22 protein-coding genes and 1 other RNA gene are annotated in these 24,121 nt (G+C 61.9%); 19 read left to right on the plus strand and 4 right to left on the minus strand.

Annotated features, from left to right (window positions below; translation table 11 throughout):
- Positions 1-68: 68 nt before the first annotated feature.
- Positions 69-842 carry an OmpA family protein gene (locus BFQ00_RS13220; protein ID WP_065933758.1) on the plus strand — a complete coding sequence of 258 codons (774 nt, stop codon included), beginning with the start codon at positions 69-71 and terminating at the stop codon, positions 840-842.
- 68 nt (positions 843-910) lie between these two features.
- Here the strand turns inward: BFQ00_RS13220 and BFQ00_RS13225 are convergent, their stop codons facing one another.
- The 4 genes from BFQ00_RS13225 to BFQ00_RS13240 all read right to left on the minus strand — a co-directional run bounded on the left by BFQ00_RS13225 (position 911) and on the right by BFQ00_RS13240 (position 4,357).
- A complete protein-coding gene (locus BFQ00_RS13225; RefSeq protein WP_065885819.1) occupies positions 911-1,492 on the minus strand; it encodes a BON domain-containing protein in 582 nt (193 codons plus the stop codon).
- The gene (locus tag BFQ00_RS13230; RefSeq protein WP_003216190.1) at positions 1,489-2,082 is read right to left on the minus strand and encodes a phosphoheptose isomerase; all 594 of its coding nucleotides are present in this window, start codon (positions 2,080-2,082) and stop codon (positions 1,489-1,491) included. The genes BFQ00_RS13225 and BFQ00_RS13230 overlap by 4 nt, the downstream gene beginning before the upstream one ends.
- Before the next feature lie 92 nt (positions 2,083-2,174).
- On the minus strand, positions 2,175-2,546 hold the full coding sequence (locus BFQ00_RS13235; protein ID WP_065885820.1) for a YraN family protein: 372 nt from the start codon (positions 2,544-2,546) through the stop codon (positions 2,175-2,177).
- Positions 2,546-4,357 (minus strand): penicillin-binding protein activator, encoded by a 1,812-nt coding sequence (locus BFQ00_RS13240; RefSeq protein ID WP_065892621.1) that lies wholly within the window; start codon positions 4,355-4,357, stop codon positions 2,546-2,548. The genes BFQ00_RS13235 and BFQ00_RS13240 overlap by 1 nt, the downstream gene beginning before the upstream one ends.
- A 176-nt stretch (positions 4,358-4,533) precedes the next feature.
- On the opposite strand from BFQ00_RS13240, the gene rsmI reads away from it, so the two are divergent.
- The 18 genes from rsmI (at position 4,534) to lpxC (ending at position 24,062) form a co-directional block, all read left to right on the plus strand.
- Positions 4,534-5,439: a 16S rRNA (cytidine(1402)-2'-O)-methyltransferase gene (rsmI, locus tag BFQ00_RS13245; RefSeq protein WP_170827555.1), complete on the plus strand. Its 906-nt coding sequence runs from the start codon at positions 4,534-4,536 to the stop codon at positions 5,437-5,439.
- Between the two features lie 96 nt (positions 5,440-5,535).
- Positions 5,536-5,889, plus strand: an RNA gene (rnpB, locus tag BFQ00_RS13250) — RNase P RNA component class A.
- Positions 5,890-6,242: 353 nt separating this feature from the next.
- Positions 6,243-6,698: a division/cell wall cluster transcriptional repressor MraZ gene (mraZ, locus tag BFQ00_RS13255; protein WP_004371993.1), complete on the plus strand. Its 456-nt coding sequence runs from the start codon at positions 6,243-6,245 to the stop codon at positions 6,696-6,698.
- Positions 6,695-7,642 (plus strand): 16S rRNA (cytosine(1402)-N(4))-methyltransferase RsmH, encoded by a 948-nt coding sequence (gene rsmH / locus BFQ00_RS13260; protein ID WP_065892620.1) that lies wholly within the window; start codon positions 6,695-6,697, stop codon positions 7,640-7,642. The genes mraZ and rsmH overlap by 4 nt, the downstream gene beginning before the upstream one ends.
- Positions 7,639-7,932, plus strand: a complete 294-nt coding sequence (ftsL, locus tag BFQ00_RS13265) for a cell division protein FtsL (protein ID WP_057724615.1) — start codon at positions 7,639-7,641, stop codon at positions 7,930-7,932. The genes rsmH and ftsL overlap by 4 nt, the downstream gene beginning before the upstream one ends.
- A complete protein-coding gene (locus BFQ00_RS13270; protein WP_165386125.1) occupies positions 7,932-9,674 on the plus strand; it encodes a peptidoglycan D,D-transpeptidase FtsI family protein in 1,743 nt (580 codons plus the stop codon). The genes ftsL and BFQ00_RS13270 overlap by 1 nt, the downstream gene beginning before the upstream one ends.
- The gene (locus tag BFQ00_RS13275; protein ID WP_065933760.1) at positions 9,674-11,137 is read left to right on the plus strand and encodes a UDP-N-acetylmuramoyl-L-alanyl-D-glutamate--2,6-diaminopimelate ligase; all 1,464 of its coding nucleotides are present in this window, start codon (positions 9,674-9,676) and stop codon (positions 11,135-11,137) included. The genes BFQ00_RS13270 and BFQ00_RS13275 overlap by 1 nt, the downstream gene beginning before the upstream one ends.
- A complete protein-coding gene (murF, locus tag BFQ00_RS13280) occupies positions 11,130-12,500 on the plus strand; it encodes a UDP-N-acetylmuramoyl-tripeptide--D-alanyl-D-alanine ligase (RefSeq protein WP_065933761.1) in 1,371 nt (456 codons plus the stop codon). The genes BFQ00_RS13275 and murF overlap by 8 nt, the downstream gene beginning before the upstream one ends.
- Complete coding sequence (gene mraY / locus BFQ00_RS13285; protein WP_057724619.1) at positions 12,500-13,582, plus strand: phospho-N-acetylmuramoyl-pentapeptide-transferase; 1,083 nt, start codon at positions 12,500-12,502, stop codon at positions 13,580-13,582. Before murF ends, mraY begins: the two co-directional genes overlap by 1 nt.
- Positions 13,583-13,588: 6 nt before the next feature.
- On the plus strand, positions 13,589-14,935 hold the full coding sequence (gene murD / locus BFQ00_RS13290; RefSeq protein WP_065885824.1) for a UDP-N-acetylmuramoyl-L-alanine--D-glutamate ligase: 1,347 nt from the start codon (positions 13,589-13,591) through the stop codon (positions 14,933-14,935).
- A complete protein-coding gene (ftsW, locus tag BFQ00_RS13295; RefSeq protein ID WP_065885825.1) occupies positions 14,932-16,155 on the plus strand; it encodes a putative lipid II flippase FtsW in 1,224 nt (407 codons plus the stop codon). Before murD ends, ftsW begins: the two co-directional genes overlap by 4 nt.
- On the plus strand, positions 16,145-17,215 hold the full coding sequence (murG, locus tag BFQ00_RS13300; protein WP_065933762.1) for an undecaprenyldiphospho-muramoylpentapeptide beta-N-acetylglucosaminyltransferase: 1,071 nt from the start codon (positions 16,145-16,147) through the stop codon (positions 17,213-17,215). Before ftsW ends, murG begins: the two co-directional genes overlap by 11 nt.
- Positions 17,208-18,653 (plus strand): UDP-N-acetylmuramate--L-alanine ligase, encoded by a 1,446-nt coding sequence (gene murC, locus BFQ00_RS13305; RefSeq protein ID WP_065885827.1) that lies wholly within the window; start codon positions 17,208-17,210, stop codon positions 18,651-18,653. The genes murG and murC overlap by 8 nt, the downstream gene beginning before the upstream one ends.
- Entirely contained in the window at positions 18,650-19,606 is a 957-nt protein-coding gene (locus BFQ00_RS13310; RefSeq protein WP_065933763.1) for a D-alanine--D-alanine ligase, read from the plus strand. The genes murC and BFQ00_RS13310 overlap by 4 nt, the downstream gene beginning before the upstream one ends.
- Positions 19,607-19,609: 3 nt before the next feature.
- A complete protein-coding gene (locus BFQ00_RS13315) occupies positions 19,610-20,479 on the plus strand; it encodes a cell division protein FtsQ/DivIB (RefSeq protein WP_065885829.1) in 870 nt (289 codons plus the stop codon).
- A 15-nt stretch (positions 20,480-20,494) separates the two neighbouring features.
- Positions 20,495-21,757, plus strand: a complete 1,263-nt coding sequence (gene ftsA / locus BFQ00_RS13320) for a cell division protein FtsA (protein ID WP_057724626.1) — start codon at positions 20,495-20,497, stop codon at positions 21,755-21,757.
- A 75-nt stretch (positions 21,758-21,832) separates the two neighbouring features.
- On the plus strand, positions 21,833-23,038 hold the full coding sequence (gene ftsZ, locus BFQ00_RS13325; protein ID WP_012722300.1) for a cell division protein FtsZ: 1,206 nt from the start codon (positions 21,833-21,835) through the stop codon (positions 23,036-23,038).
- Between the two features lie 112 nt (positions 23,039-23,150).
- Complete coding sequence (gene lpxC, locus BFQ00_RS13330; protein WP_003171886.1) at positions 23,151-24,062, plus strand: UDP-3-O-acyl-N-acetylglucosamine deacetylase; 912 nt, start codon at positions 23,151-23,153, stop codon at positions 24,060-24,062.
- The last annotated feature ends 59 nt before the right edge of the window (positions 24,063-24,121 follow it).

A 24,121-nucleotide genomic window follows, 5' to 3' on the forward strand; every position in this document is an offset into this window, starting at 1 on the left:
CCAAACCCGGCACAGGCCCGTTGCCCACGTCCTCTGCATCACCGAATGCAAAAGTAGGAGCTTCCTTCATGTTCACTCCGCGTCGTCTGCTTGTTGTTGCTACCGCCGTAGCCCTTTTATCCGGCTGCGCTTCACCTAATCCTTATGATGGCAGCCAGGGACAGGCCGGCAATGGTTCCGAGAGCGGCATGAGCAAGACCGCCAAGTACGGCGGCCTCGGCGCGCTGGCCGGGGCATTGGCCGGTGCGGCCATCGACCATAACCACCGTGGCAAGGGCGCGCTGATTGGCGCAGTGGTCGCCGGTGCCGGCGCTGCCGGCTATGGCTACTACGCCGACCAGCAAGAGAAAAAACTGCGCGAAAGCATGGCCAACACCGGCGTTGAAGTGCAACGCCAGGGTGACCAGATCAAGTTGATCATGCCCGGCAATATCACCTTCGCCACCAACTCCGACGCTATCGCCAGCAGCTTCTACCAGCCGCTGAACAACCTGGCCAACTCCCTCAAGCAGTTCAACCAGAACACCATCCAGATCGTCGGCTACACCGACAGCACCGGCAGTCGCCAGTTGAACATGGACCTGTCCCAGCGCCGTGCGCAGAGCGTGGCCAATTATCTGACGTCCCAGGGCGTCAGTGCCGCCAACCTGAGCGCACGCGGTGCCGGCCCGGATAATCCGATTGCCAGTAACGCCGACGTCAATGGTCGTGCCCAGAACCGTCGTGTAGAAGTGAACCTTGGTCCGATCCCGGGCCAGCAGTACGGCCAGCCGGGCGCCCAGCAACAGGCGCCGCAGCAGAACAACCAGTTCCAGGGCAACCCGTACTCGCAATACCAGTAAACAACCGATACAAAAAAGGGCGCCGTGCAGTCAATGCACGGCGCCCTTTTTCATGGCTGACGGTTACATCAGTCGATGTATTCGAACACCTTCACGATTTTCTGCACACCCGACACGCCCTGTACCAGGTTGGCCGCGCGAGTGGCTTCAGCCTGGGTCAGCAGGCCCATCATGTAGACGATGCCGTTGTCGGTGACGATCTTGATACGCGAGCCCGGTACGGCGCTGTCGGTAAGCATCTGCGCCTTGATCTTGGTGGTCAGCAACGCATCGTTGCTGATCGCCAGCAGGGTGATCGGGTCCATGACCTGCAGTTCGTTGTGCACCTTCTTGACCCGCTGCACCGTCGAGGCAGCCTGTTCGGCCTGGGCCTTGAGCTCTTCGCGCGGCGTCTGACCGGCCAGCAGCACGACGCCGTTGAAGCTGGTCACGACGATGCGCGATGCGCCATTACCCAGGTCCGTAGCCGCTTTGGCGACGTTGACCTTGACCTTGGTTTCGATCAGCGAGTCATCGATGGTGCTGCCGAAGGTGCGTGTGCCCCGGTCGTCCTGGATGGGGGTGTCCCGTGTTGCGGTGATTGCCGTGCTGCAACCGCTGATGGCGAGGCACAGCGTGATGGCCAAAAGGCTAAGGCGGTTAACGGTCATTCTTCACTCCCGAACAGTTGGCTGTCGATCAGATCGCACAGGCAGTGGATCGCCAGCAGGTGGACTTCTTGAATGCGTGCAGTGACATTGGCCGGGACGCGAATCTCCACGTCCTCAGGCAGCAGCAATGAGGCCATGCCACCGCCGTCGCGCCCGGTCAAGGCTACGACAATCATTTCGCGATCATGTGCGGCCTGGATCGCTTGAATGATGTTCGCCGAGTTGCCGCTGGTGGAAATCGCCAGCAACACATCGCCCGGCTGACCGAGGGCGCGGATCTGTTTGGAGAAGATTTCGTTGTAGCTGTAGTCGTTGGCGATTGAGGTAATCGTCGACGTGTCGGTGGTCAGGGCGATCGCCGGCAGGCTCGGGCGCTCGCGCTCGAAGCGGTTGAGCAGCTCGGAGGAAAAATGCTGGGCGTCACCGGCCGAGCCGCCGTTACCGCACGAAAGCATTTTGCCTTCGTTGAGCAAGGCATTGACCATGACCTGACTGGCTTGCTCGATGTGCGGTGCAAGTACGTCCATCGCCTGTTGCTTGGTGTCGATGCTGGCCTGGAAAAGCTGGCGAATTCGGGATTGCATGTCCATCTGTGTGACCTTAATTAGCGCGGCTGTTTGACACGGAAATGTGCAGCCCGCAAAGCAAAGAGCAAAAGTGTGTGGTGAAGGTGCCGGGTGAGTCAGCTGTCGAAGGCATCTTTGAGCCAGTTCAGATCAGCAGGGCCCGACGGTGTGCTTTCTATGGCAACCACATCGAAACGGCAGGGGGAATTGGCCCAGCGATGCTCTTTTAACAGGAAAAACTGCGCGGCGAGTATCAGCTTCTGACGCTTGCGCCCATCGATACTGGCGAGCGCGCCACCCCATTGTGCGTGTTTTCTGTAGCGGACTTCGACGAATACTACTGTATCGCCGTCAAGCATGACCAGATCAAGCTCACCGCGTTTACATAACCAGTTCTGCGCCAGAAGGCGCAGACCCTGTTGTTGCAGGTAGCTCAATGCGTGGTGTTCGGCATCCTTGCCGCTTTGTGCGCTGGACCGCTCGGGCATCAGCGCGGGGTGTCCGGCAGGCGCTGGATTTCGCCGCCGACAAACTTCGCCCAAGGCATCTGGCGGTCAACGCGCTGGTTGGCGCCGATGCCCAGGTTACCGGAGAGACCGTCGACCCGGGTGTCCGGCAGCGCCTTGAGCTGGCCCAGGCGTGGCGCCAGGCGATAGGCATCGACGCCCATCGCGTAGAGGCGGCCCAGGCTGCCATTGGCTTGCGGCCATTGTGCGGCAACCTGGTTGCGCAGCGGGTCGGTGGTGTTGAGCAGCCAAGGGGTTTCGCAGAACATCACGTTGGTCATGTCCAGGTACTGGTTGCGGTCGCCGCTGGCGCTGAATACGTGGGAAGTCGCGTAGACAGGCACATCACCGGCGTATTGGAAGTTCAGGGTCGGCTTGATCTGCTGGGCCAGTTGCGGGGTCACGGCCAGGAAGATGAACTCGATGTCCTGGCGACGCGACGGCTGGGCGGCAACGTCAGTACCGACGGTGCTTTGCAGGCTCTTGGCGCGGCCTTCGCTCTTGCGCAGCTGGAACAGGTCGGCGATCTGCTGGGCCAGTGCCACCGGCTGATCGACGTACTCGACGCCCATGACGGTGCCGCCGTTGGCTTCCCAATCCTGACGGAACGCTTTGTACACACGCTCGCCCCATTCGCCACGGGGCACCATGGCGGCGGCGCGGTGCAGGCCGTCGGCACGGGCGCGGCGCGACACTTCACGGGCTTCGTCTTCAGCGGCCAGGCCGAACTGGAACAGTTGCGCCGGGCCTTGATCGGTTTCGCTGTAGTTCAGCGCCAGGGTGGTGATGGGGAGTTGCGGGCGAGCACTGAGCTGTTTGACCAGCGGCTTTTCCAGCGGGCCGACCACCAGTTGCACGCCGGCGGCCTGGGCCTTGGCGTAGAAGTCGTCGATGGAGGTCAGGCGCGAGCTGTCGTAAAACTCAATCACGGGCGGTTTCTGCCCGGCCTGTTCGGCCTGGTAGTGCGCGGCCATGAAGCCTTCACGCAACGCCTTGCCGACTGCCGCCAGGGCGCCTTCCTGCGGCAGCAGCAGGGCGATCTTGTTGAGCGGCTGGCTGGCCAGTTCCTTGAGTTTGGTCAGCGGCGTCGGCAATTGCACAGCCGCCGGATGGCCCGGGTTGCGCGCACGCCAGGTGTCGATGGCGGTTTGCTGTTGCTCCAGTGTGCCGGCGCCCTTGACCGCCTGGGCCAGGGTGATCCAGCCGTCCAGCGTCGGGTTGCCGGTCGCTTGCAACTGCTCGGACGGCAGTGCGGCAATCAACGCCCAGATCGCTTCGTGGTTGTTGTTGGCAGCATCGCCGCTGAGCAGAGGTGCCATGGCGACACGCTCGCGCGCCGCAGCCAGGGTCTGGCCGTCGGCTTCATAGGCGCGGGCATGCACGGTGCCGGTGCGGACCTGCTGATCGGCCGGCAGCTCCTTCAGGCTTTGCAGGCTGGGATGGTCCAGCGCCGTCAAGGCAGCCTTGGGCTGGTTGCGGGTCATCGCCAGTTCCGCTGCCAGGGTGCTGGCAAATATCTGCCCGGCCGGCTTCAGTACATTCAGGGGCACCTGGGCCAGGATCTGCGAGGAACGGCCAGCATTGTTCTGCCGGTAGGCCAGGTCAGCCGCACTCAGGCGCAGCAATGCGGCCTTTTCCGGTGTGCTGGCGGCCGTGGCCTGTTCAAGCAATTGCTCGATACTGGCATCCGGGGTGCGTGGAAGGTCGCCAAGACTCGACGAGGGCGAGCTGGCGCAAGCGGCCAGCAAGGCAGCGAGGCAGAGGGCGGAGAGCAGCCGCAGGCAAGCGATCATGTAAGTGTTCCTGATACCGAACAAATTAGCGTGGAAGTGTACCCAAGCACTGGCTCAGGCGCGATGTTCGTGGCGTGAAACCGTGGATTTAGGTCGTGCAATTGTTGCCGGTTGCTAACAGTGGCTGAAACGACATCCGCCGTGACGGCATATTTTCAGCGCGTCGACGCGCTACAATGTGGCTTTTGCCAATCATCGAGGTGTGCGTTTTGACTGCTCCAGGTCCTTTGAATTCCACTGCAGGCTCGCTTTTTGTGGTGGCGACGCCGATTGGCAACCTGGACGACATCAGTGCCCGGGCATTGAAGGTGTTGCGCGACGTCAAATTGATCGCGGCGGAAGACACGCGGCACTCCCAACGGTTGATGCAGCATTTTGGTATCAGCACGCCACTGGCGGCGTGCCATGAACACAACGAGCGCGAGGAGGGCAGCCGTTTTATCACCCGTTTGCTGGCGGGTGATGATGTTGCGCTGATCTCCGATGCGGGCACGCCGCTGATTTCCGACCCCGGGTACCATCTGGTCCGCCAGGCGCGCGCCGCAGGTATCAATGTAGTGCCTGTTCCGGGAGCGTGCGCGCTGATTGCCGCATTATCTGCAGCCGGCTTGCCGTCGGACCGTTTTATCTTCGAAGGCTTCCTGCCCGCCAAGACCGTGGGGCGTCGCGCCCGTCTCCAGGCGTTGAAGGAAGAGCCGCGCACCCTGATTTTCTACGAAGCCCCGCACCGCATCCTGGAATGCCTGCAGGATATGGAACTGGTGTTCGGCGGCGAGCGTCTGGCGCTGCTGGCGCGTGAGTTGACCAAGACCTTCGAGACCCTCAAGGGCCTGCCCCTGGAAGAGCTGCGCGGGTTTGTCGAGGGTGACAGCAATCAGCAGCGTGGCGAGTGCGTCGTGCTGGTGGCCGGCTGGACGGCTCCCGAGAGTGAGGACGCGGTCGGTAGCGAGGCCATGCGCATTCTCGATTTGCTGTTAAAGGAAATGCCGCTCAAGCGCGCCGCTGCCCTGGCGGCGGAAATTACCGGGGTGCGCAAGAATGTGTTGTATCAAGCCGCGCTCGATAAACAGAAAGCCGAATAGTTCCGGGGGCGGGCCGGTGTTTCGTCCGAACGTGATGGCAATGCTGCACTTTTAATACTTGTCCTGAAGCCGTCGTGCCGTTAACCTGCGCGGCGGAGAGTCGATTGGACAGTCGCTGCCTTCTATGAAAATTAGGGGGGGGAGGAAAGTCCGGGCTCCATAGGGCGAAGTGCCAGGTAATGCCTGGGAGGCGTGAGCCTACGGAAAGTGCCACAGAAAATAACCGCCTAAGCACTTCGGTGCCGGTAAGGGTGAAAAGGTGCGGTAAGAGCGCACCGCGCGACTGGCAACAGTTCGTGGCTAGGTAAACCCCACTTGGAGCAAGACCAAATAGGGTCCCAAGGCGTGGCCCGCGCTGGGACCGGGTAGGTTGCTAAAGATGTCCAGTGATGGCCATCGTAGACGAATGACTGTTCAAGACAGAACCCGGCTTACAGATCGACTCTCCACCTTTTTCCTTCCGTCCGAATCTCGGGCAGAAACCGGTAGTAACGCAAGAATCCCTCCCTGCCAAATCATTGGCAGATGCGTCTTCGTAATACCAAAAAAATCTTACTCTTAATAAATTACTTTAACTTTGAGCCTCAGCTCTTTGAGTTCTTTGCGCTTGTTGAGTCAAAAACAACGCTGAAGTCGGGTTTCTCCTCTCTTTACGCTCGTAAATCTCCGTTCTGTAAGGCTTTTCCTTCTATCCGCGCCTTGACGGTGTGGTGGGCGCATTCCTATAGTGTGCGCAAGTGGCGGAAAGTGGCACAAAGTGGGTTTTTTGAACGTAAAACGCTAAAATTTGGAGAAACGCATCTGTGTTTCGCGGAGCTAACGCTATCAGTCTCGATGCAAAAGGCCGTCTCGCCATGCCGAGCCGGTATCGTGACGAGCTCATTTCGCGAAGTTCAGGGCAGTTAATCATCACGATTGACGCTGTTGACCCTTGTTTATGTGTTTACCCCCTCGATGAGTGGGAGTTGATCGAAACCAAGTTGCGCGCGCTCCCTTCATTGCGTGAAGAAAACCGCCGCCTGCAGCGTTTGCTGATCGGTAATGCCGTCGACCTTGAACTCGATGGCAGCGGTCGTTTCCTGGTGCCTCCGCGGTTGCGCGAATACGCCAGGCTCGACAAGCGCGCGATGTTGGTAGGCCAACTGAACAAGTTCCAATTGTGGGACGAAGATGCCTGGGATGCTGTTTCTGCAGCTGACCTGGCTGCTATTCAACAACCGGGCGCCATGCCTGATGAACTGCGTGATTTGATCCTGTGACTATTGATAGCGGCTTTAACCACATCACCGTACTGCTTGACGAAGCCGTTGAGGCTCTCGCCGTACGCGCGGATGGCTGCTATCTGGACGGCACCTTCGGCAGGGGCGGGCACAGTCGGTTGATACTCAGCCAGCTCGGGCCCAACGGTAAACTCCTCGGGTTCGACAAAGACCCTCAAGCGATTGCCACCGGGCAAGCGCTAGCGGCCGAAGACGGCCGCTTTGTCGTTGTGCAGCGCAGCTTTGCCGAGCTTGGCGCTGAAGTCGCCGAGCGCGGCATGGCGGGCAAGGTGGCCGGGGTTCTGCTCGACCTGGGCGTGTCCTCGCCGCAGCTCGATGACCCGGAGCGCGGCTTCAGCTTCATGAACGACGGCCCCCTCGACATGCGCATGGACCCGACGCGTGGCGTCAGCGCCGCGCAGTTCATCGCCACCGCGCCAGTCGAAGAAATCGCCCGGGTGTTCAAGGAATACGGTGAAGAGCGCTTCGCCGGCCGCATGGCTCGCGCCGTGGTCGAGCGCCGCGAGATCCAGCCGTTCGAACGCACCGCCGACCTGGCCGAAGTGCTCAAGGTCGCCAACCCGGCCTGGGAGAAGGGCAAGAACCCGGCGACCCGTGCGTTCCAGGGCTTGCGCATTCACGTCAACAACGAATTGGGCGATCTGGAGGCCGGCCTCGAGGCTGCCCTCGAGGCGCTGGAAGTGGGCGGTCGCCTGGTGGTGATCAGTTTCCATTCCCTGGAAGACCGCATCGTCAAACTGTTCATGCGGCGCTTGGTCAAGGGCGAATCGGACAACCTGCCGCGCAACCTGCCGGTGCGTTTCGAAGCCTTTGTGCCGAAAATCAAAATCCATGGCAAAGCGCAGTTCGCCTCCGAAGCCGAACTCAAGGCCAACCCACGTTCCCGTAGCGCCGTCATGCGCGTCGCGGAGAAGTTGCGGTGAGCAAGCTTTTCGCCAAACCCCTGCCGGGCGGCAGCTTCTTTATGTTGCTGCTGTTTGTCGGCGTGCTGGTGTCCGCGATTGCGGTGTCCTACAGCGCGCATTGGAACCGTCAGTTGCTCAATACCCTCTACGGGGAATTGAGCGTGCGCGACAAGGCGCAGGCGGAATGGGGTCGGCTGATCCTGGAGCAGAGCACCTGGACGGCCCATAGCCGTATCGAAGTGCTGGCCACCGAACAACTGAAAATGCACATTCCGGGCGCTGCCGACGTTCGCATGGTGGCGCCATGATGAAGCTCGAGGGCGCACTCTACCCATGGCGCTTCCGTCTGATGCTCGGCTTGCTGGCGTTGATGGTAGGCGCGATCGTCTGGCGGATCTTCGACCTGCAGGTGGTCGACCGTGACTTCCTGATCGGCCAGGGCGACGCCCGTAGCCTGCGACATATTCCGATTCCAGCGCACCGCGGCCTGATCACCGACCGTAACGGCGAGCCCCTGGCCGTGAGTACGCCGGTGACCACCCTGTGGGCCAACGCCAAGGAATTGCAGGTGGCCAAGGAAAAGTGGCCCGAACTCGCCGCTGCCCTGGGGCAGGATCGCAAGGCCCTGACCGAGCGCCTGGAAGCCCAGGCCAATAAAGAATTCATCTACCTGGTTCGCGGGCTCACCCCTGAGCAGGGTCAGCAAGTGCTCGACCTTAAAATCCCCGGTGTCTATGGCATCGAGGAATTTCGTCGTTTCTACCCGGCCGGGGAAACCACTGCGCACATGGTCGGTTTTACCGATATCGATGACCATGGCCGCGAAGGGGTCGAGTTGGCCTACGACGAATGGCTGGCCGGGGTTCCGGGCAAGCGCCAGGTCATCAAGGATCGGCGCGGCAGACTGATCAAGGATGTACAGGTCACCAAGAACGCCAAGGCCGGCAAGCCCTTGGCGTTGTCGATTGACTTGCGCCTGCAGTACCTGGCCAACCGTGAACTGCGTAACGCGATCATCGAGAACGGCGCAAAAGCCGGCAGCCTGGTGATCATGGACGTGAAGACTGGCGAGATCCTCGCCATGGTCAACCAACCGACGTACAACCCGAACAACCGTCGCAACCTGCAACCGGCGATGATGCGCAACCGCGCCATGATCGACGTGTTCGAGCCGGGTTCGACCATGAAAGCCATCTCCATGAGCGCCGCCCTGGAAACCGGACGCTGGAAGCCCAGCGACAAGGTCGAGGTGTATCCAGGTACGTTGCAGTTGGGCAAATACACCATTCGTGACGTGTCCCGTACCGAGGGCCCGGTGCTGGACCTGACCGGCATCCTGATCAACTCCAGTAACGTGGGCATGAGCAAGGTCGCCTTTGATATCGGCGGCGAGACCATCTACCACCTGGCGCAGAAAATCGGCCTGGGTCAACCCACCGGGCTCGACTTCCCCGGTGAGCGCGTAGGCAACCTGCCGAACTACCGTGACTGGAAAAAAGCCGAGACCGCCACGCTGTCCTACGGCTACGGCCTGTCGGTGACCGCGATCCAGCTGGCCCATGCTTTCTCTGTATTGGCCAATAACGGCCGCATGGTTCCGCTGAGCCTGATCCATGTCGACGAAGCGCCGAAAGCCACCCAGGTGATCCCGGAAAAAGTCGCCAAGACCATGCAAGGCATGCTGCAACAAGTGATCGAGGCGCCGCGTGGTGTATTCCGCGCCCAGGTGCCGGCTTATCACGTGGCCGGCAAGTCCGGTACCGCACGTAAAACCTCGGTCGGTACCAAGGGCTATGCGGAAAACTCCTATCGCTCGCTGTTCGCCGGTTTCGGCCCGATGAGCGACCCACGCTACGCCATCGTCGTGGTGATCGATGAGCCGAGCAAGGCCGGTTACTTCGGTGGCCTGGTCTCGGCGCCGGTGTTCAGCAAAGTCATGTCCGGCACCCTGCGCCTGATGAACATCACGCCGGACAATCTGCCGCCGACCCAGCAAGCGAACGCCGCACCGCCGGTAGCCGCTGTAAAAGCCAATGGAGGGCGCGGCTGATGTCTCTTAGCCTGAACAAGATTTTTGCCCACGCCGGCCGCGATCTGTTGATCCGCGAGTTGAGCCTGGACAGCCGCACGGTACGCGCCGGTGACTTGTTCCTGGCGGTGCCCGGTGGCAAATTCGATGGCCGTGCGCATATCGCCGATGCGCTGCAGCGTGGCGCTGCCGCCGTGGCCTATGAAGTGGATGGCGCCACCGTGCTGCCAATCACCGATGTGCCGTTGATTCCGGTGAAGAACCTGGCCGCCCAGCTGTCCGACATTGCCGGGCGCTTCTATGGCGAGCCGAGCCGCCACCTCAACCTGGTCGGCGTGACCGGCACCAACGGCAAGACCAGCGTGACTCAGCTGGTCGCCCAGGCGCTGGACCTGCTGGGCCAGCATTGCGGCATCGTCGGTACCCTGGGCACCGGCTTTTATGGCGCGTTGCAAAGCGGCCTGCACACCACGCCGAACCCGATTGCCGTGCAGGCGACCCTGGCCGACCTGAAAAAGGCCGGTGCCAGGGCGGTTGCCATGGAAGTCTCGTCCCATGGCCTGGACCAGGGCCGCGTGACGGCGTTGGCGTTTGATGTGGCCGTGATGACCAACCTGTCGCGGGATCATCTGGACTACCACGGCACCATGGAGGCATACGCCGCCGCCAAGGCCAAGCTGTTCGCCTGGAATGATCTGAAATGCCGGGTGGTCAACCTCGACGACGCGTTTGGCCGCCAGCTGGCTGCCCAGGACAGCGAAGCGCGCCTGATCAGCTACAGCCTGGAGGATTCCAGCGCCTACCTGTATTGCCGTGAGGCCCAATTCAATGACGAAGGCGTGCGCGCTACGTTGGTTACGCCTCAGGGCGAACACCATTTGCGCAGCACCTTGCTCGGTCGCTTCAACCTGAGCAACGTGCTCGCCGCTATCGGCGCGCTGCTCGGCCTGGATTACGCCCTCGACGAAATCCTCAAGGTGTTGCCGAAGCTGGAAGGCCCGGCCGGTCGCATGCAGCGCCTGGGTGGCGGCACACAACCGCTGGTGGTGGTCGACTACGCCCACACCCCTGACGCCCTGGAAAAAGTCCTGCTGGCGCTGCGCCCCCATGCCAGGGGCAAGCTGTTGTGCCTGTTCGGCTGCGGCGGCGACCGCGATCGCGGCAAGCGTCCGTTGATGGCCGAGATTGTCGAGCGCCTGGCTGATGGCGTGCTGGTGACCGACGACAACCCGCGCAGCGAAGACCCGGGGCGGATTTTCGACGATATCCGCGAAGGCTTCAAAGACACCGCCAACGTCACCTTCGTGGCCGGTCGCGGCACCGCCATCGCGCAATTGATCGCCAGCGCCAGCGCGGATGACGTGGTCGTGCTGGCCGGCAAGGGGCATGAGGATTACCAGGAAATCAACGGCGAGCGTCATGCCTTTTCCGATCTGGTCGAGGCGGATCGCGCCTTGACTGCCTGGGAGGTCGCCCATGCTTAAGGCGATGACATTCAGCGAACTGGCCCAGGCGTTGTCCGCCCGCGTGCTGTCCAGCGATTGCACGTTCGACGGCGTCAGTATCGACAGCCGCGACATCACGCCGGGCCAGTTGTTCGTCGCCCTCGCAGGCCCGCGCTTCGATGGCCACGACTACCTTAACGAAGTCGCCGCCAAAGGCGCCGTGGGTGTCCTGGTGCAACGCGAAGTGGCACACGCCACCTTGCCGCAGCTGCTGGTCGCCGATACCCGCCTGGCCCTGGGTCAACTGGGCGCGCTGAACCGCGCCGCCTTCGACAAGCCGGTTGCCGCCGTCACCGGTTCCAGTGGCAAGACCACCGTCAAAGAGCTGTTGGCCGGTGTACTGCGCACGCGCGGGCCGGTGCTCGCTACCCGTGGCAACCTGAACAATGATTTCGGCGCACCGCTGACCCTGCTCGAACTGGCCCCGGAACACACGGCGGCGGTGATCGAGTTGGGCGCTTCACGCATCGGCGAGATTGCCTACACCGTGGCGCTGACCCAGCCTCACGTCGCAATTATCAATAACGCCGGCACCGCCCACGTCGGTGAGTTCGGTGGCCCGGAAAAAATCGTCGAAGCCAAGGGTGAAATCCTTGAAGGCCTCGACGCTTCGGGCACTGCTGTACTGAATCTGGATGACAAGGCGTTCGAGACCTGGCGTGCACGCGCTGCCGGTCGCAAGGTACTGACGTTTGCCGTGCTGAACGCTGCGGCCGATTTCCACGCCTCCAACATTACCGTCGATGCACGGGGTTGCCCGTCCTTCACCTTGCATACCCCGCAAGGCAATGAGCACGTGCAACTGAACCTGCTGGGCAACCATAACGTCGCCAACGCCCTGGCCGCCGCCGCTGCCGCTTACGCCCTGGGCGTGTCGCTGTTCGGCATCGCCACAGGCCTGGGCGCGGTGCAGCCGGTCAAGGGGCGCACCGTGGCGCAATTGGCCAGTAACGGCATGCGCGTGATCGATGACACCTACAACGCCAACCCGTCTTCCATCAATGCCGCCGTGGACCTGCTCACAGGCTTTGATGGGCGCAAAGTGCTGGTACTCGGCGATATCGGCGAACTGGGCGACTGGGCCGAGCAAGGCCACCGCGAAGTCGGTGCCTATGCCGCCGGTAAAGTCGACGCGCTCTACGCGGTCGGCCCGAACATGGCTCACGCGGTAGACGCCTTCGGCCCCGGCGCGCGCCATTTCGCGACCCAGGCCGAATTGATCCAGGCGTTGGCTGCGGTCGAGCGCGATAAACACACAACCATTTTGATCAAGGGATCGCGCAGCGCGGTGATGGAAAACGTCGTCGCAGCCTTGTGTGGCTCAAGTACGGAGAAACATTAATGCTGCTGCTGCTGGCTGAGTATCTGCAACAGTTCCACAAAGGCTTCGCGGTCTTTCAGTACCTGACCCTGCGCGGGATCCTGGGTGTGCTGACCGCGCTGTGTTTGTCGCTGTTCCTGGGGCCGTGGATGATCCGCACCCTGCAGAACCTGCAAATTGGTCAATCGGTTCGCAATGACGGCCCGCAGTCGCACCTGTCCAAGTCCGGCACCCCGACCATGGGCGGTGCGTTGATCCTGTCGTCCATCGGCGTCAGCACCCTGCTCTGGGCGGACCTGCATAACCGCTATGTGTGGGTGGTGCTGCTGGTGACCCTGCTGTTCGGCGCCATCGGCTGGGTGGATGACTACCGTAAAGTGATCGAGAAAAACTCCAAGGGCCTGCCAAGCCGCTGGAAGTATTTCTGGCAATCGGTATTCGGCCTGGCGGCGGCGATCTTCCTCTACACCACCGCGCCCAGCGCCGTGGAAACCACCCTGATCATCCCGATGCTCAAGGACGCCAGCATTCCACTGGGCATCGGCTTCGTGGTGCTGACCTATTTCGTGATTGTCGGCTCCAGCAACGCGGTGAACCTGACCGACGGCCTCGACGGCCTGGCGATCATGCCGACGGTGATGGTGGGCGGCGCGCTCGGCATCTTCTGCTACCTGTCGGGTAACGTGAAATTCGCTGAATACCTGCTGATTCCCTATGTGCCGGGCGCGGGCGAGTTGATTGTGTTCTGCGGCGCGCTGATTGGCGCCGGCCTGGGGTTCCTGTGGTTCAACACCTACCCGGCGCAAGTGTTCATGGGCGACGTCGGCGCACTGGCGCTGGGCGCGGCACTGGGCACCATCGCGGTGATCGTGCGTCAGGAAATCGTGCTGTTCATCATGGGCGGTGTGTTCGTGATGGAAACCCTGTCGGTGGTCATCCAGGTGGCCTCCTTCAAATTGACCGGGCGCCGCGTATTTCGCATGGCGCCGATTCACCACCACTTTGAACTCAAGGGCTGGCCCGAGCCACGCGTGATCGTCCGTTTCTGGATCATCACCGTGATTCTGGTACTGGTCGGCCTTGCCACCCTGAAACTGAGGTAGAAACGAGTGTCCCTGATCGCTTCAGACCACTTCCGCATCGTTGTCGGCCTCGGCAAGAGCGGCATGTCCCTGGTTCGCTTCCTGGCGAACCGGGGCACGTCGTTCGCCGTGGCCGATACGCGGGAAAATCCACCGGAGCTGGTCACGCTGCGCCGTGACTACCCGCACGTGGAAGTGCGCTGTGGCGAACTGGATGTCGAGTTTCTGTGCCGCGCCGATGAGCTCTACGTGAGCCCCGGCCTGGCGCTGGCCACACCGGCCCTGCAAGCCGCTGCGGCGCGGGGCGTGAAGCTGTCCGGCGATATCGACCTGTTTGCGCGCAACGCCAAGGCGCCGATCGTGGCCATCAGCGGTTCCAACGCAAAAAGCACCGTGACCACCCTGGTCGGCGAAATGGCGGCTGCGGCCGGCAAGCGCGTGGCGGTGGGCGGCAACCTGGGGATGCCTGCGCTGGACCTGCTCAGCGACGACGTCGAGCTGTACGTGATGGAACTGTCGAGTTTCCAGCTGGAAACCACTCACGAGCTGGGTGCCGAAGTCGCCACCGTGTTGAACGTCAGCGAAGACCACATGGACCGCTACAGCGGCCTGCCGGCTTATCACCTGGCCAAGCACCGGATCTTCCGCGGTGCCAGGCAGTTTGTGGTCAACCGCCAGGATGCCCTGAGCCGTCCACTGATCGGCGAGGGCATGCCGTGCTGGACCTTCGGCCTGGGCAAGCCCGACTTCAAGGCATTCGGCATTCGCGAAGAGAACGGCGAGAAGTACCTGGCCTTCGAATTCCAGAACCTGATGCCGGCGCGCGAACTGAAAATCCGTGGCGCCCATAACCAATCCAATGCCCTGGCAGCTCTGGCGCTCGGCCACGCGGTTGGCCTGCCGTTCGACGCCATGCTCGCCGCCCTGCGCACGTTCGCCGGCCTTGAGCATCGCTGCCAGTGGGTGCGCGACCTCGATGGCGTCAGCTATTACAACGATTCCAAAGCCACCAATGTCGGTGCTGCCCTGGCAGCCATCGAAGGCCTGGGTGCCGATATCGACGGCAAGGTGGTGCTGATCGCCGGTGGCGACGGCAAGGGTGCCGACTTCAAGGACCTTAAAGGCCCGGTGGCTGCGCATTGCCGCGCCGTGGTGTTGATGGGCCGCGATTCGGACCTGATCGCCGCCGCCCTGGGTGACGCTGTGCCGCAGGTGCGTGCCACTTCCCTGGATGACGCGATTGCCCGGTGCAAGGCCCTGGCCCAGCCGGGTGATGCGGTGCTGCTGTCGCCGGCCTGCGCCAGTTTCGACATGTTCAAGAACTATGAAGAGCGCGGCCAGCTGTTCGCCCGCGCCGTGGAGGCTTTGGCATGAGCCTCAACCTGAAGAACATTATCAAGCCGTACCCGTCGCCGATCATTACCGGGCGCGGCATCGACCTTGACTTCCCAATGCTCGCCGGTTGCCTGGCGCTGCTCGGCCTGGGCCTGGTGATGATCACCTCGGCATCCTCCGAAGTGGCTGCCGTGCAGTCGGGCAACACCCTGTACATGATGATCCGCCACCTGGTGTACCTGGTGATCGGCCTCGGTGCGTGCATCGTCACTATGATGATTCCGATCGCCACCTGGCAGCGCCTGGGTTGGCTGATGCTGATCGGCGCGTTCGGTTTGCTGGTCATGGTGATCCTGCCCGGCATCGGCCGCGAGGTGAACGGTTCGATGCGCTGGATCGGCTTCGGTGCATTCAACGTACAGCCGTCGGAAATCGCCAAGGTGTTCGTGGTGATTTACCTGGCCGGTTACCTGGTACGCCGTCAGAAAGAAGTGCGCGAAAGCTGGATGGGCTTCTTCAAGCCGTTCATCGTGCTGCTGCCCATGGCCGGCCTGCTGCTGATGGAGCCCGACTTCGGTGCCACCGTGGTGATGATGGGGGCTGCCGCCGCGATGCTGTTCCTCGGCGGTGTCGGTCTGTTCCGCTTCACCTTGATGGTGGTGCTGGCCGTTGCGGCCGTGACGATCCTGGTGCAGGCGCAACCCTACCGGATGGCGCGCCTGATTACCTTTACCGACCCGTGGTCCGACCAGTTCGGCTCCGGTTATCAGCTGACCCAGGCGTTGATCGCGTTCGGGCGCGGCGAGTGGCTGGGCGTGGGCCTGGGCAACAGCGTGCAGAAGCAGTTCTACCTGCCGGAAGCGCACACCGACTTCGTGTTCTCGGTGCTCGCCGAGGAACTGGGCGTGGTCGGTTCGCTGTGCACCGTCGCGCTGTTCGTATTTGTGTGCGTGCGCGGCATGTACATCGGCTTGTGGGCCGAGAAAGCCAAACAGTATTTCGCCGCCTATGTGGCGTACGGCTTGTCGTTCCTGTGGATCGGCCAGTTCCTGATCAATATCGGTGTGAACGTCGGCTTGCTGCCGACCAAGGGCCTGACCCTGCCGTTCCTCAGTTACGGCGGCAGTTCGTTGGTGATTTGCTGCGCTTGCCTGGGCTTGTTGCTGCGCATCGAGTGGGAAAGTCGTACGCACCTGGGCAGCGAAGAGATGGAGTTCAGCGAAAGCGACTTCGCCGAGGAGCCGACCCATGGGCGCTAACGTGCTGATCATGGCCGGCGGCACCGGGGGCCATGTGTTCCCGGCCCTGGCCTGCGCGCGCGAATTCCAGAGCCGTGGCTACAGCGTGCACTGGCTGGGCACGCCGCGTGGCATCGAGAACGAGCTGGTGCCGAACGCCGGTTTGCCGCTGCACCTGATCAACGTCACCGGCCTGCGTGGCAAGGGCAAATTGTCCCTGCTCAAGGCGCCGTTCGTGTTGCTCAAGGCGGTCATGCAGGCACGCAAGATCATCCGTGAACTGAAGCCGGTGTGTGTGCTCGGCTTTGGCGGTTATGTGACCGGCCCCGGTGGCGTGGCGGCGAAACTCGCCGGCGTACCGGTGATTGTCCATGAACAGAACGCCGTCGCCGGTACCGCCAACCGTCTGTTGGTGCCGTTGGCCGCGCGGGTGTGTGAAGCCTTCCCGAAAACGTTCGCGGCTTCGGACAAGCTTCGCACCACTGGCAACCCGGTGCGTACCGAGCTGTTCATGGCCATCGCACGTGAAGCGCTGGCCGGACGCAAGGCACACCTGCTGATCCTCGGCGGAAGCCTGGGCGCCGAGCCGCTGAACAAATTGCTGCCTGAAGCCGTTGCGCAACTGCCCGAAGCACTGCGTCCGGAAATCTTCCATCAGGCCGGCAAAAACCACGATGAAGTCACCGCCACGCGCTATCGCGAAGCCGGTGTCGAGGCGAACGTACAGCCCTTCATCAAAGACATGGCCCACGCCTATGGCTGGGCCGACCTGGTGGTCTGTCGCGCTGGTGCGCTGACCGTCAGTGAACTGGCTGCCGCCGGTCTGCCGTCATTGCTGGTGCCTCTGCCCCATGCAATCGACGATCACCAGACCCGCAACGCCGAATATTTGGCCGGGGAGGGCGCTGCCTTCCTGCTGCCGCAAAGAACGACTGGCGCCGCCGATTTGGCCGCACGCCTGACCGAGGTTTTGATGCAACCGGAACGACTCAACAGCATGGCGAGCACCGCAAGCCGCCTGGCCAAACCTGACGCAACCCGCACCGTGGTCGATATCTGCCTGGAGGTGGCCCATGGTTGAGAATCAGAAAGCCATGCCGCAACCGGAAATGCGCCGCATCCGTCGCATCCACTTCGTCGGTATCGGCGGCGTGGGCATGTGCGGCATTGCCGAAGTATTGCTGAACCTGGGCTATCAGGTGTCCGGCTCCGATTTGAAAGAGTCGCCGGTCACCGAGCGCCTGAAGTCCTTTGGCGCGCAGATCTTTATCGGCCACCGTGCCGAGAATGCCGCCGAGGCTGATGTGCTGGTGGTATCCAGCGCTGTGAATACCTCCAACCCGGAAGTGGCCACCGCCCTCGAGCGTCGTATCCCCGTGGTGCCGCGCGCCGAGATGCTCGCCGAGCTGATGCGCTACCGCCACGGCATCGCCGTCGCCGGTACTCACGGCAAGACCACCACCACCAGCCTGATCGCCTCGGTGTTCGCCGCCGGTGGCCTGGACCCGACCTTCGTCATCGGTGGCCGCCTGAATGCAGCCGGCACCAATGCTCAGCTCGGCACCAGCCGCTACCTGATCGCCGAAGCCGATGAAAGTGACGCGAGCTTCCTGCACCTGCAACCGCTGGTCGCCGTCGTCACCAACATCGACGAAGACCACATGGCGACCTACGACGGTGACTTCAACAAGTTGAAGAAAACCTTCGTCGACTTCCTGCACAACCTGCCGTTCTACGGGTTGGCGGTGGTGTGCCTGGACGACCCGGTGGTGCGTGAAATCCTGCCGCAGGTCAAGCGCCCGACCGTGACCTACGGCTTCAGCGAAGACGCCGACGTGCGCGCGATCAATGTACGCCAGCAAGGCATGCAGACCTTCTTCACCGTGCTGCGCCCCGACCGCGAGCCGCTGGATGTCTCGGTGAATATGCCGGGCAACCACAACGTACTGAACTCCCTGGCGACCATCTGCATCGCCACCGATGAGGGCGTCAGCGATGAAGCCATTGTCGAAGGCCTGTCGCGCTTTGCCGGTGTCGGCCGACGCTTCCAGGTCTACGGTCAACTGCCGGTCGAAGGCGGCGACGTGATGCTGGTGGACGACTACGGTCACCACCCGACCGAAGTCGCCGCCGTGATCAAGGCCGTGCGCGGTGGCTGGCCGGAGCGCCGCCTGGTGATGGTCTACCAGCCGCACCGCTACAGCCGCACCCGCGACCTGTACGACGACTTCGTCAATGTCTTGGCCGATGCCAACGTGCTGCTGCTGATGGAAGTCTACCCGGCCGGTGAAGAACCGATCCCGGGCGCCGACAGCCGCAAGCTGTGCAACAGCATCCGTCAGCGCGGGCAGTTGGACCCGATCTACATCGAGCGTGGTGTGGACCTGGCGCCGATCGTCAAGCCGCTGCTGCGCGCCGGCGACATCCTGCTGTGCCAGGGTGCCGGTGATATCGGTGGTCTTGCCCCCAAACTGCTCGCGAGTCCTTTGTTCACCGCCGAGAAGGGAGCATCGAAATGATCACTGATTACGCCTCCCTGTTCTCCACGGTCGCGCCGGCCGACTTCGGTCGCGTCGCGGTGCTGTTCGGCGGCAAGAGCGCCGAGCGCGAAGTGTCACTCAAGTCCGGCAATGCCGTGCTTGAAGCCTTGCAAAGTGCCGGTGTGAATGCATTCGGCATCGACGTGGGCGATGACTTCCTCGCCCGCCTGCAGGCCGAAAAGATCGACCGCGCCTTCATCATTCTGCATGGCCGTGGCGGTGAAGACGGCAGCATGCAGGGCCTGCTCGAGTGCGCCGGCATTCCCTACACCGGCAGCGGCATCCTGGCGTCGGCGCTGGCGATGGACAAGTTGCGCACCAAGCAGGTGTGGCACAGCCTGGGGATTCCAACGCCGCGTCATGCCGTGCTGTGCAGCGAAGACGATTGTATTTCTGCAGCCAAGGAACTGGGCCTGCCTTTGATCGTCAAACCAGCCCATGAAGGCTCCAGTATCGGCATGGCCAAAGTGAACTCGGCCGCCGAATTGATCGACGCATGGAAAGCGGCAAGCACCTACGATTCGCAAGTGATGGTGGAACAGTGGATCCAGGGTCCCGAGTACACCATCGCCACCCTGCGTGGCCAGGTATTGCCGCCCATCGCATTGGGCACGCCCCACACTTTTTACGATTACGACGCCAAGTACGTGGCTTCCGATACCCAGTACCGGATTCCCTGCGGTCTTGACGCAACCAAGGAACAACACTTGATGGACCTCACGGCGAAAGCCTGTGAGGCGCTGGGTATCGCCGGCTGGGCGCGGGCAGACGTGATGCAGGATGACCAGGGCAATTTCTGGTTCCTGGAAGTCAACACCGCACCGGGCATGACCGACCACAGCCTGGTCCCCATGGCCGCCCGTGCCGCCGGCCTGGATTTCCAGCAGTTGGTGCTGGCGATCCTGGCCGCCAGCATCGAGCCAAGAGGCTAAGACATGAAAGGCGCATCGCTTCGTCATCAGCCCCCACAAGCACCGAGCCGCAAGCCGGTGCCACGGGGTGCCAGCCGCATGGTGGCCAAAGAGCCGATGTCGGCGCGCCTGCCCAAAGCCAACTTTGGTTTCATCAAGGCGCTGTTCTGGCCGGTGTTGCTGGTGGTGCTGGGTTTTGGCACCTACGAGGGCGCGCAGCGTCTGTTGCCGTATGCCGACCGGCCGATCACCAAAATCAGCGTGCAGGGCGACTTGAGCTACATCAGCCAGCAAGCGGTGCAGCAGCGCATCAGCCCGTTCCTGGCGGCGAGCTTCTTCACCATCGACCTGGCCGGCATGCGCGCCGAGCTGGAACAGATGCCGTGGATCGCCCACGCCGAAGTCCGTCGCGTATGGCCGGACCAGGTCACGATCCGCCTGGAAGAACAACTGCCCGTGGCCCGCTGGGGCGACGGTGCACTGTTGAACAACCAGGGGCAGGCGTTTGCGCCGCGTGAAGTGGCGAACTATGAGCACCTGCCGCAGCTGTTCGGGCCGCAGCGGGCGCAACAGCAAGTGATGCAGCAGTATCAGGCCCTGAGCCAGATGCTGCGGCCACTGGGTTTCTCCATTGCACGCCTGGAATTGCGTGAAAGGGGCAGCTGGTTTCTGACGACCGGGGCAGGCAGTTCCGGCCCGGGCATCGAGTTGTTGCTGGGACGCGACCGCTTGGTGGAAAAGATGCGCCGCTTTATTGCCATCTATGAAAAAACCTTGAAAGAACAGATCACGAACATTGCGAGCGTCGACCTGCGTTACGCCAACGGCCTGGCCGTCGGTTGGCGTGTACCGGCGGCGCCCACGGCAGCACAACCCGCTGTCGCGAAGAATTAAGAAGAGGCAGGACCCATGGCAAACGTGCAAAGCGGCAAAATGATCGTCGGTCTCGATATCGGCACCTCCAAGGTGGTGGCGCTGGTCGGCGAGGTCGGTGAAGACGGCACGATCGAAATCGTCGGTATTGGCACGCATCCGTCCCGGGGCCTGAAGAAGGGCGTGGTGGTGAACATCGAGTCCACCGTGCAATCGATCCAGCGCGCCATCGAAGAAGCGCAGCTGATGGCCGGTTGCCGGATTCACTCGGCGTTCGTCGGCGTGGCCGGCAACCATATCCGCAGCCTGAACTCCCACGGCATCGTGGCGATCCGCGACCGTGAGGTCAGCGCGGCCGACCTCGAGCGCGTCCTCGACGCCGCCCAGGCCGTGGCGATCCCGGCTGACCAACGTGTGCTGCACACCTTGCCGCAGGACTACGTGATCGATAACCAGGAAGGCGTGCGCGAGCCGCTGGGCATGTCCGGCGTGCGCCTGGAAGCCAAGGTCCACGTGGTGACCTGCGCCGTCAACGCTGCACAGAACATTGAAAAATGCGTGCGCCGCTGTGGCCTGGAAATCGACGACATCATTCTCGAGCAGTTGGCGTCCGCGTATTCGGTACTGACCGATGACGAAAAAGAACTGGGCGTGTGCCTGGTGGACATCGGCGGCGGCACCACCGACATCGCGATCTTCACCGAGGGTGCGATCCGTCACACCGCCGTGATCCCGATCGCCGGCGACCAGGTCACCAACGACATCGCCATGGCCTTGCGTACACCGACCCAGTACGCCGAAGAAATCAAGATCCGCTACGCCTGCGCCCTGGCCAAGCTGGCCGGTGCCGGTGAAACCATCAAGGTGCCGAGCGTCGGCGACCGTCCGCCGCGCGAACTGTCGCGCCAGGCCCTGGCCGAAGTGGTCGAGCCGCGTTACGACGAGCTGTTCACCCTGATCCAGGCCGAGCTGCGTCGCAGCGGCTACGAAGATTTGATCCCGGCCGGCATCGTGCTGACCGGTGGCACCTCGAAGATGGAAGGCGCGGTCGAACTGGCCGAGGAAATCTTCCACATGCCGGTGCGCCTGGGCGTGCCCCATGGCGTCAAGGGCCTGGGCGACGTGGTGCGCAACCCGATTTATTCCACCGGTGTGGGCTTGCTGTTGTACGGACTGCAAAAGCAGACCGACGGCATTTCCCTGTCGGGCCCGAGTATCCGTGACAGCTACCGCAGCGATGACGAAGCCAAGGCGCCGTTGTTCGAGCGGCTGCAGGCGTGGGTCAAAGGCAATTTCTAAAGACTTACCGTGACACCGCAACACCCGTAACAAGCAGTAGGCGAAAAAACTAGAGAAAACGAAAGGAGAGGGAACATGTTTGAACTCGTAGACAACATCCCCGCTAGCCCGGTTATCAAAGTAATCGGTGTCGGCGGTGGCGGCGGCAACGCTGTCAACCATATGGTCAAGAGCAACATTGAAGGCGTTGAATTCATCTGCGCCAACACTGATGCCCAGGCGCTGAAAAGTATCGGCGCGCGGACCATCCTGCAATTGGGCACAGCCGTGACCAAGGGCCTCGGCGCTGGCGCCAATCCGGAAGTCGGCCGTCAAGCCGCTCTGGAAGACCGCGAGCGTATTGCCGAAGTGCTGCAAGGCACCAACATGGTGTTCATCACCACCGGCATGGGCGGCGGTACCGGTACCGGTGCAGCGCCGATCATTGCCGAAGTGGCCAAGGAAATGGGGATCCTGACGGTTGCTGTCGTAACCCGTCCGTTCCCGTTCGAAGGCCGCAAGCGTATGCAGATCGCCGACGAAGGTATCCGTCTGCTGTCTGAAAGCGTCGACTCGTTGATCACCATTCCCAACGAGAAACTGCTGACCATCCTGGGCAAGGACGCAAGCCTGCTGTCCGCGTTCGCCAAGGCTGACGATGTACTGGCCGGTGCCGTTCGCGGTATCTCCGACATCATCAAGCGCCCGGGAATGATCAACGTCGACTTTGCCGACGTACGTACTGTCATGAGTGAAATGGGCATGGCGATGATGGGCACCGGCTGCGCCAGCGGTCCGAACCGTGCACGCGAAGCCACCGAAGCGGCCATCCGCAACCCGCTGCTGGAAGACGTGAACCTGCAAGGTGCACGCGGCATCCTGGTGAATATCACCGCCGGCCCTGACCTGTCCCTGGGTGAGTACTCCGACGTGGGTAGCATCATCGAAGCCTTCGCTTCCGAGCACGCCATGGTCAAGGTCGGTACCGTTATCGATCCGGACATGCGCGACGAGCTGCACGTGACCGTGGTTGCGACCGGCCTGGGTGCGAAAATCGAGAAGCCTGTGAAGGTCATCGACAACACCCTGCACAACAGCCAGGCCAGCCACGCCAGCCAGTCGGCTGCCGCTCCAGCGCCTTCGCGCCAGGAACTGCCGTCGGTGAACTACCGTGACCTGGACCGTCCGACCGTGATGCGCAACCAGGCTCAGGCCGGTGCTGCGGCGTCCCGTAGCCCGAATCCGCAAGACGATCTGGACTACCTGGATATCCCGGCATTCCTGCGTCGTCAGGCCGATTAATGGAATGTATCAGGGCTATGAAGGTGATTGGTGTTCAGCAAAGGTCTGGTCTGCTATTATCGCCAGCCTTTGTTGATACCAGTTCGCAATTTGCGCTGAAGCGGTCCAAGCCATGATTAAACAACGCACCCTGAAGAATATTATTCGTGCCACAGGTGTAGGTCTGCACTCCGGGGAGAAGGTATACCTGACCCTCAAGCCTGCACCTGTCGACACCGGCATCGTGTTTGTGCGTGCCGACCTGGACCCTGTTGTGCAGATTCCTGCTCGCGCGGAAAACGTTGGCGAAACCACGATGTCGACCACACTGGTCAACGGTGACGTCAAAGTGGATACGGTGGAGCATTTGCTCTCGGCCATGGCTGGCCTGGGCATCGATAACGCCTACGTCGAGCTCTCCGCGTCCGAAGTCCCGATCATGGATGGCAGCGCTGGACCCTTCGTATTCCTGATTCAATCTGCCGGCCTGGAAGAACAGGACGCAGCCAAGAAGTTCATTCGCATTCTGCGGGAAGTGACAGTAGAAGACGGCGACAAGCGCGCTACCTTCGTCCCGTTCGAAGGCTTTAAAGTGAGCTTTGAGATCGATTTCGATCACCCGGTATTCCGTGACCGCACCCAGAGTGCAAGCGTGGATTTTTCCAGCACTTCGTTCGTAAAAGAAGTCAGCCGCGCCCGTACCTTTGGTTTCATGAGTGACATCGAGTACCTGCGCAAGCACAACCTCGCACTCGGCGGCAGCGTTGAAAACGCCATTGTGGTCGACGCGGATGGTGTACTGAACGAAGACGGTCTTCGCTACGAAGACGAATTCGTCAAGCACAAGATCCTCGATGCAATCGGTGACCTCTACCTGCTGGGCAATAGCCTGATAGGCGAGTTCAAAGGCTTCAAGTCGGGCCACGCCCTTAACAACCAGCTGCTGCGCAAGTTGATTGAGCAGACAGACGCTTGGGAAGTCGTGACCTTCGAAGATGCCAGCACCGCACCGATCTCTTACATGCGTCCCGTTGCGGCGGTGTAAGTAACAACTCTCTTTCTTTAGTTTTTAAAGGCTGCCTTCGGGTGGCCTTTTTTTATGCG

This window comes from Pseudomonas sp. 28 E 9 (genome assembly GCF_900004785.1).
In the GTDB taxonomy this organism is placed as follows: domain Bacteria; phylum Pseudomonadota; class Gammaproteobacteria; order Pseudomonadales; family Pseudomonadaceae; genus Aquipseudomonas; species Aquipseudomonas orientalis_A.

Bases quoted from the DNA above. Each gene is read 5' to 3' on its own strand.
- BFQ00_RS13220 (WP_065933758.1), top strand. From the start codon at position 69: ATGTTCACTCCGCGTCGTCTGCTTGTTGTTGCTACCGCCGTAGCCCTT.
- BFQ00_RS13225 (WP_065885819.1), bottom strand. From the start codon at position 1,492: ATGACCGTTAACCGCCTTAGCCTTTTGGCCATCACGCTGTGCCTCGCC.
- BFQ00_RS13230 (WP_003216190.1), bottom strand. From the start codon at position 2,082: ATGGACATGCAATCCCGAATTCGCCAGCTTTTCCAGGCCAGCATCGAC.
- BFQ00_RS13235 (WP_065885820.1), bottom strand. From the start codon at position 2,546: ATGCCCGAGCGGTCCAGCGCACAAAGCGGCAAGGATGCCGAACACCAC.
- BFQ00_RS13240 (WP_065892621.1), bottom strand. From the start codon at position 4,357: ATGATCGCTTGCCTGCGGCTGCTCTCCGCCCTCTGCCTCGCTGCCTTG.
- rsmI (WP_170827555.1), top strand. From the start codon at position 4,534: ATGTGGCTTTTGCCAATCATCGAGGTGTGCGTTTTGACTGCTCCAGGT.
- BFQ00_RS13270 (WP_165386125.1), top strand. From the start codon at position 7,932: ATGAAGCTCGAGGGCGCACTCTACCCATGGCGCTTCCGTCTGATGCTC.
- BFQ00_RS13275 (WP_065933760.1), top strand. From the start codon at position 9,674: ATGTCTCTTAGCCTGAACAAGATTTTTGCCCACGCCGGCCGCGATCTG.
- murF (WP_065933761.1), top strand. From the start codon at position 11,130: ATGCTTAAGGCGATGACATTCAGCGAACTGGCCCAGGCGTTGTCCGCC.
- mraY (WP_057724619.1), top strand. From the start codon at position 12,500: ATGCTGCTGCTGCTGGCTGAGTATCTGCAACAGTTCCACAAAGGCTTC.
- ftsW (WP_065885825.1), top strand. From the start codon at position 14,932: ATGAGCCTCAACCTGAAGAACATTATCAAGCCGTACCCGTCGCCGATC.
- murG (WP_065933762.1), top strand. From the start codon at position 16,145: ATGGGCGCTAACGTGCTGATCATGGCCGGCGGCACCGGGGGCCATGTG.
- murC (WP_065885827.1), top strand. From the start codon at position 17,208: ATGGTTGAGAATCAGAAAGCCATGCCGCAACCGGAAATGCGCCGCATC.
- BFQ00_RS13310 (WP_065933763.1), top strand. From the start codon at position 18,650: ATGATCACTGATTACGCCTCCCTGTTCTCCACGGTCGCGCCGGCCGAC.
- BFQ00_RS13315 (WP_065885829.1), top strand. From the start codon at position 19,610: ATGAAAGGCGCATCGCTTCGTCATCAGCCCCCACAAGCACCGAGCCGC.
- ftsA (WP_057724626.1), top strand. From the start codon at position 20,495: ATGGCAAACGTGCAAAGCGGCAAAATGATCGTCGGTCTCGATATCGGC.
- ftsZ (WP_012722300.1), top strand. From the start codon at position 21,833: ATGTTTGAACTCGTAGACAACATCCCCGCTAGCCCGGTTATCAAAGTA.
- lpxC (WP_003171886.1), top strand. From the start codon at position 23,151: ATGATTAAACAACGCACCCTGAAGAATATTATTCGTGCCACAGGTGTA.